Source organism: Agarivorans sp. Toyoura001 (assembly GCF_005405585.1).
In the GTDB taxonomy this organism is placed as follows: domain Bacteria; phylum Pseudomonadota; class Gammaproteobacteria; order Enterobacterales; family Celerinatantimonadaceae; genus Agarivorans.
The window spans coordinates 48,981-61,930 of sequence record NZ_BJEQ01000017.1 but is presented as its reverse complement, the minus strand read 5'-3'; the positions used below and the strand labels follow the sequence as shown (position 1 = coordinate 61,930).

The 12,950-nt window shown below is 42.6% G+C and carries 11 protein-coding genes; 2 read left to right on the top strand and 9 right to left on the bottom strand.

Features of this window, described 5'->3' with window-relative positions; translation table 11 throughout:
* Nucleotides 1–29: 29 nt before the first annotated feature.
* The 3 genes from FFR00_RS17185 to FFR00_RS17175 all read right to left on the bottom strand — a co-directional run bounded on the left by FFR00_RS17185 (nucleotide 30) and on the right by FFR00_RS17175 (nucleotide 2,667).
* On the bottom strand, nucleotides 30–1,613 hold the full coding sequence (locus FFR00_RS17185; RefSeq protein WP_137674651.1) for an EAL domain-containing protein: 1,584 nt from the start codon (nucleotides 1,611–1,613) through the stop codon (nucleotides 30–32).
* 194 nt (nucleotides 1,614–1,807) lie between these two features.
* Nucleotides 1,808–2,440, bottom strand: coding sequence for a DUF2959 domain-containing protein (locus tag FFR00_RS17180; RefSeq protein WP_137674650.1), 633 nt, complete (start codon nucleotides 2,438–2,440; stop codon nucleotides 1,808–1,810).
* A complete protein-coding gene (locus FFR00_RS17175; RefSeq protein WP_137674649.1) occupies nucleotides 2,437–2,667 on the bottom strand; it encodes a hypothetical protein in 231 nt (76 codons plus the stop codon). Before FFR00_RS17175 ends, FFR00_RS17180 begins: the two co-directional genes overlap by 4 nt.
* A gap of 213 nt (nucleotides 2,668–2,880) precedes the next feature.
* On the opposite strand from FFR00_RS17175, the gene FFR00_RS17170 reads away from it, so the two are divergent.
* Nucleotides 2,881–4,014, top strand: a complete 1,134-nt coding sequence (locus tag FFR00_RS17170) for an exonuclease SbcCD subunit D (RefSeq protein ID WP_137674648.1) — start codon at nucleotides 2,881–2,883, stop codon at nucleotides 4,012–4,014.
* A complete protein-coding gene (locus tag FFR00_RS17165; protein ID WP_137674647.1) occupies nucleotides 4,014–7,076 on the top strand; it encodes an AAA family ATPase in 3,063 nt (1,020 codons plus the stop codon). Before FFR00_RS17170 ends, FFR00_RS17165 begins: the two co-directional genes overlap by 1 nt.
* 69 nt (nucleotides 7,077–7,145) lie before the next feature.
* Here FFR00_RS17165 and FFR00_RS17160 read toward each other — a convergent pair whose 3' ends face one another.
* The 6 genes from FFR00_RS17160 to dinG form a co-directional block, all read right to left on the bottom strand.
* The gene (locus FFR00_RS17160; RefSeq protein ID WP_137674646.1) at nucleotides 7,146–7,982 is read right to left on the bottom strand and encodes an outer membrane protein OmpK; all 837 of its coding nucleotides are present in this window, start codon (nucleotides 7,980–7,982) and stop codon (nucleotides 7,146–7,148) included.
* Nucleotides 7,983–8,274: 292 nt separating this feature from the next.
* On the bottom strand, nucleotides 8,275–8,436 hold the full coding sequence (rsmS, locus tag FFR00_RS17155; RefSeq protein ID WP_137674645.1) for a pleiotropic regulatory protein RsmS: 162 nt from the start codon (nucleotides 8,434–8,436) through the stop codon (nucleotides 8,275–8,277).
* 76 nt (nucleotides 8,437–8,512) lie between these two features.
* Nucleotides 8,513–9,280: a DUF2057 domain-containing protein gene (locus tag FFR00_RS17150; RefSeq protein WP_137674644.1), complete on the bottom strand. Its 768-nt coding sequence runs from the start codon at nucleotides 9,278–9,280 to the stop codon at nucleotides 8,513–8,515.
* Between the two features lie 3 nt (nucleotides 9,281–9,283).
* On the bottom strand, nucleotides 9,284–9,892 hold the full coding sequence (priC, locus tag FFR00_RS17145) for a primosomal replication protein PriC (protein WP_137674643.1): 609 nt from the start codon (nucleotides 9,890–9,892) through the stop codon (nucleotides 9,284–9,286).
* Nucleotides 9,880–10,659 carry a TSUP family transporter gene (locus FFR00_RS17140; RefSeq protein ID WP_137674642.1) on the bottom strand — a complete coding sequence of 260 codons (780 nt, stop codon included), beginning with the start codon at nucleotides 10,657–10,659 and terminating at the stop codon, nucleotides 9,880–9,882. The genes priC and FFR00_RS17140 overlap by 13 nt, the downstream gene beginning before the upstream one ends.
* On the bottom strand, nucleotides 10,659–12,683 hold the full coding sequence (dinG, locus tag FFR00_RS17135; RefSeq protein WP_137674641.1) for an ATP-dependent DNA helicase DinG: 2,025 nt from the start codon (nucleotides 12,681–12,683) through the stop codon (nucleotides 10,659–10,661). Before dinG ends, FFR00_RS17140 begins: the two co-directional genes overlap by 1 nt.
* Nucleotides 12,684–12,950 lie beyond the last annotated feature (267 nt).

Sequence of the window (12,950 nt, the reverse complement as noted above, 5' to 3'; positions counted from 1 at the left end):
CAACTAATCAAGGTGTAGTTTTAAGGTCTCTATGCCGTAAAGTTACTAATGGCCTGAGGTTTACCATATAGCCACCCTTGGTGAAAACTTACGCCCTTTGAAATTAAGTATTCAGCTTGGGCTTTTGTTTCTACGCCTTCGGCGACCAACTGTAACTGTAAATTTAGTGCTAAATCTATGACCCCATTTAATACTTTTGCTTGCGGAGATTCAGTGCCAATGGCGATAACAAAACTACGGTCAATTTTTAAGGTATCTAATGGTAGCTGTTGCAAGTATTGCAGACCCGCGTAACCCGTTCCAAAATCATCAATCGCCAGTGTTACACCTTGTTGTTTAAGCTTTTGCAGCGACAGTTTTACCTGCGGTGAATCTATTTCGACCAACTCTGTTTCAGTTACTTCTAGGCAAAGGTTAGGGAAATCAGCATGTGCAGCTAACACTTGGCTAATAAATTTGGGACTTTTTAAATGTTGCCCAGTGATATTAATGTTTACTTTAATCTTTGGGTATTTTGCCAACAAGGTGTGTAAATCACGTTTTAGATTTTCGATAACTTGTTCTGTTAGCGCCACCTGTAGTTGATAACGCTCTACATCTGGCAAGAAGGAATCGGGGCTGCGGAGGCCGTCTACTGGGTGCATCCATCGAACAAGTGCTTCTACAGCGACCAATTGGTTATTTCGAGTATCAAAAATGGCTTGATAAAAATTTACGAACTCTCGATTCTTCAAGGCTACTTTTAAGCGTGATTTTTGACTTAAGCGGCGGCTACGATGCCGATATGCCAAAAAGGTCATGCTACACAGTAAACAAGCAAATAAGCTTACTTGTAGCAGACTTAAGCAATAAACACTTTTGTATAGCTCGTGAATGGATCGGCTTGAGATAAGCGATAAACCCGGTAGAGCTGGGAACACCTGGACGATATAGAAACGCTGTACCTCATCGTCAAATAGCCTAGCGCCAGAGGTTTTACTTTGTTGGAGAGGGAATAACTGGGCAGAGTTATGCAACGGTAGGCTGTAGTCTCCTATTTTGAATAGCGGCGATCCGGTTTTACTATCGCTTAAGGCTATGGAGTCACTGTGATGATTTGAATCCTTTAAAAATGCACGAAAAACATCTAGAGGGATTGCGGCGTTTATTTCGCTTCCATCATGGCGGGTTTGGGCCACTATCATTGCTAGTTCTTCGGTGTAATCTAATACGGCAGGGCCAAAGTAGCGAAGGCTGCTATCGTTAACTGGTTTAAGTACATCTAAGGGAGGGCTAACCGGGCCCCAGCTGGAGCAAGTGAGTTTACCAAATGGGCTGACGATGCCCATTTCAGCAATGTAAGAGATACGAAAGTGAGTTTTGCGTAAGGCGACTAAGGTTTCTTCAGAGCAGTGAGTATTAGCGCTGTCTAGAAGTGAAAATTGCTGAGCAATCGCATTTAAGTTATGGCTAATGTTATTGAAACTGGTTTGGTAATCGTGAATAAAGGCTTCGCGGCGTTGCTGCTTGTTGTTTTCAATTATACAAACATATGCTATCGCAATAGGTAGCAGGCTACACAGTAGTGCCAAAAGTGCAGGTTTAAAATGAAACCTTCTGATTTTGCTGAGCATTTGTTGCCACCTTGAATGCAGAGTATTGCCATTACGCACGAAAATGCTCTCGCGCTTAGAAACAGACAATAATTTTGAGTGGCAAATTTACTGCATTTTTATGAAGGAATTGTTACGGGTAGGGCTAAGAAGAAGATTGAGAAACGAGTGCGTAAATAAAAGGCTACAATTGATGTTTTTGTAGCCTCTAGGGTTTACTTCATGGTAGCAATAAACTTATCTGACTCAGCTATCGCTTTGCTCATTTGCTGAATCACGTCAGCAACCTCTTGCTCTAAGCGTACGAATTCTTTGCCTACAGAGCCAATAGCTCGCGCATTTAGATTGTGTTTTAAATAAAGCTGATTGTCGTTTAAACGACTTAACACCGGCGCCATTTGTGATTCGGCTCGGCGCATTGCTTTTAGCATTGCTGCATAGCGCTTTTTAGTGTCGGCGAGTTGAGCTTCGCTTTCCGCTCTTAAGCTGGTTGATTGATATTGTTCCAGCTCGCCTTGCCATTCATCAAACAAGGCTTCGGCCACGCTATTAACTTCATCAATGCGCTCACTCACTAGTTCAGCAGCTGCTTTGGAATCTTTATATTGATCATTTACTTGGTCGTAAATAACTTCTAAATCACCGCCATCAAAATTGGTCAGCGTTTTAAGGTGTTCTAACGCAGAAGTAAATTGTTGCTGCGCTTCTTGTTGGCTTTCTTGAGCGTCTTCAACTCGGTCGACCAAAATTTCACGTTTGTGATAACCCACTTTTTCCATGGCCGAGTAGTAAGTAGATTCACAGCCAACAAGGAAAATGAGCAACAAAAAGGGCGAGAGCAGTTTCATCGTGAACCTCCAGGAGAAAAGCGCGCAGCATCAATAATGGCCCAAATGTGAACGATAACGGCAATAATCACCGGAAATACTACGAGCCACAGTGCGTAACCTGCAGCGGTAAAAATAAAGAATAGTATAGCTGGCAGTATCCGCCCTTGTACCAATTGACCAAGACCCGGGATAAAAAAACTACATATGGCGGCGAGTACATTGCCGGTAGAACCTTGTTCAGTCACAGCTCTTCCTTGAAACGAGATAAATAATTTAACTTATGTTGCCAGAGTATTTAATCGGGCGCGAGTTTAGTTAGCCATTTTTGATGTAATGCTGCCCAGTGAGGCGAATAGGCTTAGTTTTGTCGTTGGCTTATTGATTGTCATCACTGATAATAAGCATCAGCTTTTTTGAGAAAAATCTTTTTTCTCATTTACTTAGACCACGGATATTGAATGAAATTTCTCCATACATCAGATTGGCATTTAGGCCGACAGTTGCACAATCAATCTTTGCTTGAGGATCAAGCCTTTGTATTGGAACAGATTGTGAGCTTGGCCAAGCAGCACGATGTTGATGCATTAATTGTTGCTGGAGATATCTTCGACCGCTCTGTTCCACCCAGCCAAGCAGTAGCCTTGTTAGATGAAGTATTACACCAATTAGTTAATGAGTTGGGGATAAGCGTGATTATGATTGCTGGTAATCACGATGGCGCTCAACGCTTAGCTTTTGCTTCGCGGCATATGCAAAATTTACATATCGTAGGCCCCTTAAAGAATCAGATAAAACCTATCATGATTAAGTCTAAGACTGGTGAAAACACGGCGTTTTATGGTTTACCTTATGCAGAGCCTGCAACGGTAAGAGAGGTATTTGATTGTGAGGTGTCAAGTCACCAGCAAGCCATGCAAGTGCTGCTTAAACAAGTCAGCGAACACAATAGCCAAACAGCGAATAAGGTTGTTATAGCTCACTGCTTTTTAGATGGTGGGGATGAATCTGAATCTGAGCGGCCGCTCAGTATTGGCGGCGCAGACAAAATATCGCCGAATTTATTTACTCCTTTTTCTTATGCTGCACTTGGCCATTTACACGGGCCTCAATACAAAGGCGACTCGCATGTGCGTTATTCTGGGTCGCCACTTAAATATTCGTTTAGCGAACAGCACCAAAACAAATCAATAACTTTGGTTGAACTGAATGGTGATGATTATCAATTTGAATTACTGCCCTTAAACCCCTTACGTGATGTACGCATTATTGAGGGAATGCTAGACGATGTTATTAGTGCAGGCGCAACCGACACCAATAACAACGACTATTTAATGGTAAGGCTACTCGATAAGTCCGCCATATTAGATGCAATGGGTAAGTTAAGAAACGTATACCCCAATGTATTACATTTAGAACGTACCGGTTTAATGGCAGAGAATCAGCAGTTGGCTTTGCATCGTGAACATGTACAAAAAGGTGAATACGACATGTTTAGCGATTTCTTTTCTCAGGCATCAGGAGAAAGCTTGAGTGACGAGCAACAAAGCTTGCTAAAAGCCACCATCGAATCACTGCACACTGGAGACCAATAATGCGCCCCATTAGCTTGCGCATGAGCGCTTTTGGTCCGTTTGCTGGCACCGAGTTTATTGACTTCTCTCAGCTAGGACGCAACCCGCTGTTTTTGCTTAACGGCCCCACTGGCGCCGGTAAAACCACCATTTTAGATGCGATGTGTTTTGCCTTGTACGGTAAAAGCACCGGAGATGAACGAGAAGCAGCACAAATGCGCTGTGATTTAGCCGATGAATCACTGCTTACCGAGGTGGTTTTTGAATTTGAACTTGGCCAACAGCGTTATCGTATTCGCCGCGTGCCTGATCAAGAACGGCTTAAAAAGTCTGGAGACGGAGTTACCAAGCAAAAACCAGAAGCGCAGTTGTCCAAAATAGCAGACGATGGCAGCGAAACTTTATTGGTACCGGCTAAAGTGTCTGAAGCAAATACTGAAATAGAAGCGCTAACGGGTTTAGATGCCGACCAGTTTCGCCAAGTGATGGTATTGCCTCAAGGCAAATTTAGGCAATTGCTAATGGCTGACTCTAAAGAGCGAGAGAAGATTTTTAGTCAGCTTTTTCAAACGCACATCTACCGAAAAATAGAAGACAGCTTAAAAAGCCAGGCCGCCAGTATTCGAAACGCCGCTGCTGAGCAGAAAAATATTCGCGAAGGTATATTGCAAAGTGCTGATTTAAGTCAAGAGCAAGATTTACAGGAAGAACTTGCAACGTTGGACGAAGCGCTTAACACTGCAAGCAACGATAAAGCGCAGTCAGACAAAGCATACGATGAAGCGAGTAAGCAGTTTGAAGTAGCTAAGTTACTTAGCGCAGACTTTGAGCAGCAAACTAGCTTAAAAGCGTCTTTGGCTTTACTGACCAAACAAAAGCCTAGTATAGACAAGCAACAACTAAACTATGACCAAGCGAAGGCTGCTCGAGCAATAGAGAAATTTGACACAGATTATCGCGTTCGTTTTAACGAAGCTAAGCAAGCAAGCCTAGCGCAAACCCAAAGCGAAACAGAATTAAGCCAAGCCAAGCAAAGCTTGGACGATGCTGAGCGGTTGTTTAAGCAAGTTCCTGAGAAAGAAGCGCAGCTAAATGTTGCCCAGGAGCAACTTCGATCATTACAAAGCTTTAAGCCTTTATTAGAAGAGCTAAATAAATTTAATGGCTTACATAAGGCTGAGCAGCAGAAGCTTGATCTGCAAGCTGAACAAGGTAAAGCGCTAAAGCAGCAGCTTAGTGATACCACTGAGCAAAAAGCCAAGCTGCTTCAACAACAAAGTGAATTACGCCAGCAAGCTGATACTCAGGCCGCAAAGCAAAAGATTTTGGGCGTTGCAGAGCAAAGTGTAGAACAAGGTAAGCAGTTAGCTGCATTAAATAAGCAACTGGCCGAAAGCCAACAGGCCATGGAACAATCAGCCGAGCAGGGCAAGCGCTTACGAGAGCAACACCAACATGTGGAACAATTTGCAAACCAAACCGAGTTTAATTGGCACCAAGGTCAAGCGGCCATTATGGCAAAACGGTTAAACCAGGGGGACGCGTGTCCTGTTTGTGGTAGCCAAGAGCATCCACATTTGGCTGCTAGTGATGGTGAGCTGCCTAGTGAGGCTGACGTAAAACACGCGAGAGAAAGTGAGCAACAAGCTAAAGACAAATTAGTAGAAGCACGCCAGCAATACTTGGTGTTAAAAGCGCAATTATCTGAGTGGGAGGGTCAGCAACAAAATATACACCAGCAAATGGCCAGCAAGGCTAGTTTGTCGCTACCAGCACTTATTGCTGAGTTGGAACAGGCGCAGCAAGCCTTAGCCATTGCCCAGCAAGCGCATAAAAAAGTGGACGAACTGCAACAGCAAATTGAACAAACTACCCACGCTGAGCAAGCACTGCAAAATAAAGTTGAACTTGCTAAAGACACTTACCGAAATATTAAAGAGCAAATGGGTGTTTACCAAGCGCAGCAAGAGCGAGCTGAGCAAAATTTACCTGAGCAATACCGAGAGCCTCAATTGCTGGAACAGGCAATTGAGCAGCAAAGTGCTAAAACTGAAAGTTTGAAACAAAACATAATCACTGTTAATCAGGCTTATAATGCGGCAAGAGAAGCGTTAAGTGCAAAGCAATCGGGCGCTGCGGCTGCCAAGCAAAGCCTTAAGCTCGCTCAACAAACCTTAGGTGAAGCTAAAACTACTTTTAGTGAGCAGTTAGCCGGTTCGTGTTTTGATAATGAAGGAGCGTTTAACATAGCCCTTAACAGTTTAAGTGATGAAGAGTTCTCTGAGTTAGAAGCACTGTTGCTGTCATTTAATCAAAATCTTACTAAAACCACGGTTCTTTTTGAACAGGTCAAAGCTAAGCTCAAAGGCAAAAAACAACAAAATGTAGAAGCCTTAAAGCAGGCACTGGTAGGGCATTTAACGCTACGTAATCAACATGATGTTCAATGGAATAAGCTAAATAGTAGGCAACAGACTTTACAGGATATTCAACAAAAGCTACTTAATGCAGATAAAAATGCAGAGAGTTTGCAAGCAAAGTATAACGTTGTCGGCACCTTGGCTGATGTAGCTAACGGTCAAACGGGTAACAAAATTAGTTTGCAGCGCTTTGTATTAAGTGTGTTGCTAGATGATGTATTGCTGCAAGCAAGTCAACGCTTACAGTTAATGAGTAAAGGCCGCTACCAACTTATTCGCAAAGAACAACGGGCTAAAGGCAATAAAGCCTCTGGTTTAGAGCTAGAAGTGGAAGACAGTTACACCTCTAAAGTTCGTTCGGTAGCTACCTTAAGTGGCGGCGAAAGCTTTATGGCTGCGCTAGCCATGGCATTAGGTTTGTCGGATGTTGTGCAAGCTTATGCCGGTGGTATTAAGTTAGACACCTTGTTTATCGACGAAGGCTTTGGCAGCTTGGATCAGGAGTCGTTAGATTTGGCGATTCGTACCTTAATTGATTTACAAAGCTCAGGGCGAATGGTGGGCGTTATTTCTCATGTGGCTGAAATGAAAGAACAAATAACCAGCCGAATAGATGTTCTAAAACAGAGTGGCGGTAGCACAACCCACATTGTTATGCCTTAACAACGCTATAAAAAAAAGGGTAGCTTACGCTACCCTTTTACTTTGCTACTGACTCAAGCTACATGGTAATTATATTTTGTAGATGATTGCAAAGTAGTGACCGAATCCAGTAGTTTCTTGAAGTGGACCAGTAGGGTACAACTCAGCACCATCTTTCATGCCATAGGTATCGTAAAAATATTTAAGACCGTAACCTGCTGAAAAGCGGTCTGAATGCCAGTAGATACCGTGGTAGGTTTGACCACCTGAGGTCGTGCGGTTTGCTTGGTCTGAATATCCGTCAGCACCAAACATATGATCCCAGTAACCTTGGTATGAAATAAAGCTATCATTTTCGAAGAAGTAAATTGGTTTGAACCAGTTGGTAGAAAACTGGTAACCATTCCATGAGCTTTCGTCATCGTTACCGAAGTTTTTTGCACTGTAACGAGCGTACAGGTTCATACCCATTTTGCCCAACCATGGCACATTTACGTCAGAGCCAAGACCAATAAAGTGTTCTTGTTGTTCTTGACCAAAGTTGTTTAAGTTGGCTATGTAAACTTCTTGAACTGGACCAAATGACAAGTCTTTGCCTGTCACTGCATCTAATGAAAGACGAGGGGCAAATTTCATGAACATGCCACCAGTTTCATGTTTAGTGCTACTGCTGCTATTGGTAATGTCGAAAACATCAACGTAACCGTAGAAATCGAAGTAGCCAGAACGACCACCAAACTCCATTTCTAGGTAGGTGTCTTTGTAGCCTTCATCAACATTGTGCGGCTTTTGATCGATGGTATGCATAAGGTTGAATTGCATCCATTTGTAATCGCCAGCATGTACATCTTCTTTTGGCTCAACAGCGTTTGCTGAAAAAGATGACACGGCAAATAGTGCAGCGCTAATCAGTCCAAGTTTTTTCATAAGGGTAGTTCCTTGTTCACATTTAGGTGAATTACCGAGTGTGTTTTGTTTTGAGTTCGGCGGAAATTCTATAGATGAAGGGAACTAAAGTTCAGAGATAGATCACAAAAAACTGCGCAGTAAATGCTCAATTAAATTATATTAACCCTATATGTGTATAACTTTTGGTGGTTGATAATAAAATATTAAAAATTTTATATAAAAATCAACATTGTTTTAGTTATGGGCTTTGCCGCTAAAAAGAGACGGCTTGTCCAAAGAAATGTTAAATTGTGGCGGGTTATATAGATTTTTATTCTTTGGCGTTTTTAGATTTTTCTAGCTTGTGTTTATAGTCGTTACCAATAATCTCTAAAGCTTTTAATACCACCTCTGGTTCGATTTGGTTTTCTTCGAGTAATTGAATGAGATCAACGGCCAGCTGAACATGTTTGGGGGCAGAAGAAAGAGACATAATTAACCTGCGGAAGACTATTGAGGGGAGAGGAGAAATTAAGGCTTGAGTTAACGATTTAACTCAAGCCTTACTATTATTGCTGTTGGATTACCCAAATTTGAAATGCTTTACGGGTTGCAGCGTCTGAACGCTGATACCAAAACTGTAGCATTTGTAATTCAGTGTTATCACCACTAGGCATTACTACATCAGCTTCTGGAGCAGCAGCGGGCTCGTTACTAGCAACGGCAGCTGTTGTTGCTACCACTGCTGTAGCCGCAGCGGCGGTATTAGTAGTAGATGTTGATGCTGTAGTTGTTGGCTCCGCCTTTACGGTATTGCTAGCCGCAACCGCTGTGCTGGTAGTGGCAACTGCTGCAGCCGTTGCGTTTGCTTGTGTTGCTTCAATGGCTGCAATCTCTTCTAGGTAATCACGAGAGAATTGCATACCTGACTTTAACGGTAAAACGTAGTGCGTAGAGTCAACCGCGCCACCATTTTTGCTTTTTAAATTAAACGTAGGCTTGTCTGCGAACTTCTTGGCCTTACTAATGCTACGTGGTTGTTTAGCTGATAAAACGATGTCTTGGTTTTCTTTAACATTTAGATTGATAACAATCGGTTGAGATTTAATGATTTCAGAATTGCTATTAGAGCCAACATTGTCACTGTAACGCACGACAATTTGATGTGGACCAGTGGTGAGGTCGGCGTCTGTTTTGCTTAAACTAAAAGTACCAGTAGACTGTTTATCTACATACATAATCTCGAAATGAGTCGGTGTAGAAAAGCTTGCGGCTAATGCATTAAAGCTGGCGATACAAGCAAATGTTAATGTTACAGTCTTCCCTAAGAATCGCATGAATTACTCCTTAAAGCGTGATTCTATCTGATTAATTTTCTGTTCTAGTTTCCAAGTGGTTTTCTGACACTCACCTAAGCGACTCTTTAGACTGAGGATCTCTGCACTTAGTCTAGCAGTATCTGTCTTGAGATTACTACGATTAAGTACTTGGTTTTTTTCGGCAATTTTTTGCTCAAGTTGTTGCTCAAACTGTTTCTGTTGAGAAAGCTTCTCGTGTAGCTCAGAACGGTTGCCTGAACTCATCACTTTATCTAAGCGCTTTTGCCAGTTTTGAATACGCTTTTGCTGAGGAATTGCTTGCTGTTTTGCATGGCGATTTGCTTTAGATATTTTGCTTTGCAGCATGGCAAATTTACCCACAAACCTATCGCAATACAGTTGGAGTAGTTCTAGGTCTTGGGTTTTTTCACTTAACAGGTGGATTCGATTTAAGTCTTGCTCTAGTTCTGTCACGTAATCGCTAAACAGATCACTACGGCAACTAAAGCGCTCATCTAATACTGCCGTTTTGGCGTAAGCGCTGCGCTCGCCTTGAAGATCACGATGTTCTGCTTGCTGCTTTAAGTACAGCAGTTTTTGGCTTAGCGTTTGAAGCTCTAGCTGAACCATGCTTGCCACGCCAGTTTACCGGCAATTACCATGACAACAGTAATGAACACGGGGCGAATAAATTTCGCGCCAAAATGGATGGCTGAATGGGCGCCTACCACTGCGCCAAGCATAATGCTTACGCCCATGGTTAAACCAATTGCCCAATTAACGTGACCTAAATAGACGAAGGTAATAAAAGAAACAAAGTTACTGGTAAAGTTCATCGCCTTGGCTAAACCAGACGATAACAGTATGTTCATTTTGTAGAGTGCCATAGACGATACTGTCCAAAATGCACCAGTACCTGGGCCGGCCACACCATCATAAAATCCGAGGCTTAAGCCTTGCCCCACCATTTGCTTAGTGAGTTTTTTACTGGTTTTAGGTAGCACTGCTTGGCCATCTGCTTGTTTTCTATTTACTACGGTATAAACCGCTGTGGCCATAATCACTAAGGGCAGCAGTTTTTCTAACCATTGAGTACTTATAAAGTCGACAATAAAGGTGCCGAAAAACGCTCCAATTGCCGTAGCAACAAAGCTCCAAATCCAAAACACTGGATTAAACAATTGTTTTCTATAAAAAGTCCAAGCGGCGGTGCTAGAGCCAAAGCTAGCGGCTAACTTATTAGTGCCTAAGGCTATATGTGGCGGTAGACCAATACTTAATAAGGCGGGAATAGTGAGTAGGCCGCCGCCACCTGCAATGGCATCAATAAAGCCTGCGGTTAGCCCTATGCCGATAATAAGCAGCAAAACAGAGGAGTCGAGTCCCAATTCCAACATTAACTATCACTTCTTTTATATGGGGGTAATGCAGCCAATAATTGGCTACCGTAGCGGCGCGAACTTAGCCGACTATCAAGCAGCACGATTCTACCTGAATCACTTTCTTTTCTCATTAACCTTCCACAGCTCTGGATGAGTTTTCTACTCGCGCTTGGCAATGTTAGCAACATAAAAGGATTTTGATTTCTACTTTCTAACAACTCCGCGTGGCTAGCCATAACCGGTTCTGTGGGAACCGCAAACGGTAAGCGAGCAATCAGGAGATCCGTTAATAGCTCACCCGGCAAATCGATACCCTCACTAAAGCCGATAGTTGCCAAAATAGTGCTGGTTTGATGCTGCTTTCTGCAATCACGGTGTTTAGCTAATAGTTGCTGGTTGGTGAGTTTACCCTGTACCCAAAGGTTGCTGATGTTGTGTTTTTCTAAGTGCTCTGCAACCAAATCAACTAAACGGTATGAGTTACACAGCACTAATACCCCTCCTTTATTTTGCTGTGCTGCTAAAACGTAATCAGCAACACTGCGAGCAAAATCTGGATGGTCTGGCTCAGGCAACCTACTCGGTACTTGCAATTCTACTTGCTGATAATTAAAAGGAGAGGGCAGTTTCACTAATTGTTCAGAAGGCAACTTAGGCAAGCCTACTTGATTTAAGTAATAGGAGAAATTGCCTAAGGCACTTAAGGTAGCCGACACCGCAATGACCGAGAATGCATCTTGCCAAAGCAACTGCTGAAGCACACCACCAATTTCAATGGGAGAGCTGCATAACAGTAGTTCTTTTTCTTTTTGGCTAAACCAAAATGCAGTGTTTTTTTGATTATTTTCATTGGCGTAACTAAATAAAGTGTCGACCCACGACTCACTGAGATGTTGCATAGCGCTTAATTGGCTAAGCAACGCTTCTGCTTGTGATGACTTTAATTGGTTGTCAGCCACACTTTCTTGAATCACACCAGCAAAGTGTTGCAGGCAACTACTAAGCTTATTGGCTTCTTTAAAGTAGTTACTTGCCAAATTGGTAATAGCAGTTGGCGTTTTGGCTAAAGGAAAACGCCAATGCCCACTTTGTTCAAAATGTGCTTTGTTATCAATTGCGATATCTTTGAGCTTATTAAAGCATCGGCTAAGTTCAACGCAGGCTTCTTTTAGCTTAATACTTGTACCTGCAATGCTTGAAGGGTTAAGTACCGTTGCTAAATGCTTGTCTAACTCCTTAATGTTTTCTAGTTCTTTTAATGCATAACGTAAGCCTAGTTGGTTGGCGCTGGCTTCGCGGGCAATATCTGGGAATTGATGCGCTTCGTCTAATATATAGATGCAATCTTCGGCTGGCGGCAATATATGGCCACTACCTGCATGTAAGTCAGCCAGTAGCAAACTGTGGTTGGCAACAATAACATCAGCCTTTTTCAATCCTTTACGCGCTTTATGAAAAGGGCAACTGCGGTGCCTAGCAGACTGAACCGAACAACTTAAGCCATCTACCACAACGTGTTGCCATATTTGCCAAGGAATTTGGGCTGGCCAAGTATCTCGGTCTCCGTCCCATTTACCTTGTTGCAGCGCTACTGCCATTCGCTTCGCTAAATCGGCGTGTTTAGGTGTTAAACCCACCTCAGGAGAAATGGCCGCAACCAGTTTATGGGCGCAACAATAGCGTTGACGCCCCTTCGCTAAGCAAAACTGAAACTCGCCATGCGCGGCTAAATGCACCAAGGGAATGTCACTATCTATAAGCTGTTGTTGCAACGCGACTGTAGCGGTAGAGATCACGACTTTCTTATTTAAGGCTCTTGCCAAAGGGATAGCGGCCAATAAATAAGCAAGAGATTTTCCCGTTCCTGTCCCCGCTTCTGCTAAAAGCACCCGTTGTTTGCGATTTATATCTCCCGCGATTGTTTTGGCAATCTGAGCGATTAAAGCAGTTTGTGCAGATCTAATAACAAATTCTGGATTTTGTTCCTGCAGGGTCTTATACCAATGGCGAATTCGTTTCTTGTTTTTTTCTGTTAACATGAATTCCTCAATGTTGTTAACAACTTATAACTACCTTTATGTTCTTTACCTGAACATTATAGATTAGAGCTGTGGCATAAAACACTGCAAATAAATAAAATAATTGGTTTAAATACTGTTAGATGTAGATCACGTTTTTGTCTCTATTACATTCTTTTATCATGCTTGATTACAGATTGACCGCTGTAAAAGCACGTGTATACAGGGTTTTACGTGATTTTATAAAAGTTCAATTTTTTATTGCAAAAAAATTTCAGCTTGATAATG

What these genes read in the sequence shown, in the direction of transcription:
- FFR00_RS17150 (WP_137674644.1), bottom strand. Translation starts at nt 9,280, where the DNA reads ATGCGATTCTTAGGGAAGACTGTAACATTAACATTTGCTTGTATCGCC.
- FFR00_RS17185 (WP_137674651.1), bottom strand. Translation starts at nt 1,613, where the DNA reads ATGCTCAGCAAAATCAGAAGGTTTCATTTTAAACCTGCACTTTTGGCA.
- FFR00_RS17165 (WP_137674647.1), top strand. Translation starts at nt 4,014, where the DNA reads ATGCGCCCCATTAGCTTGCGCATGAGCGCTTTTGGTCCGTTTGCTGGC.
- FFR00_RS17170 (WP_137674648.1), top strand. Translation starts at nt 2,881, where the DNA reads ATGAAATTTCTCCATACATCAGATTGGCATTTAGGCCGACAGTTGCAC.
- FFR00_RS17140 (WP_137674642.1), bottom strand. Translation starts at nt 10,659, where the DNA reads ATGTTGGAATTGGGACTCGACTCCTCTGTTTTGCTGCTTATTATCGGC.
- FFR00_RS17160 (WP_137674646.1), bottom strand. Translation starts at nt 7,982, where the DNA reads ATGAAAAAACTTGGACTGATTAGCGCTGCACTATTTGCCGTGTCATCT.
- rsmS (WP_137674645.1), bottom strand. Translation starts at nt 8,436, where the DNA reads ATGTCTCTTTCTTCTGCCCCCAAACATGTTCAGCTGGCCGTTGATCTC.
- priC (WP_137674643.1), bottom strand. Translation starts at nt 9,892, where the DNA reads ATGGTTCAGCTAGAGCTTCAAACGCTAAGCCAAAAACTGCTGTACTTA.
- dinG (WP_137674641.1), bottom strand. Translation starts at nt 12,683, where the DNA reads ATGTTAACAGAAAAAAACAAGAAACGAATTCGCCATTGGTATAAGACC.
- FFR00_RS17180 (WP_137674650.1), bottom strand. Translation starts at nt 2,440, where the DNA reads ATGAAACTGCTCTCGCCCTTTTTGTTGCTCATTTTCCTTGTTGGCTGT.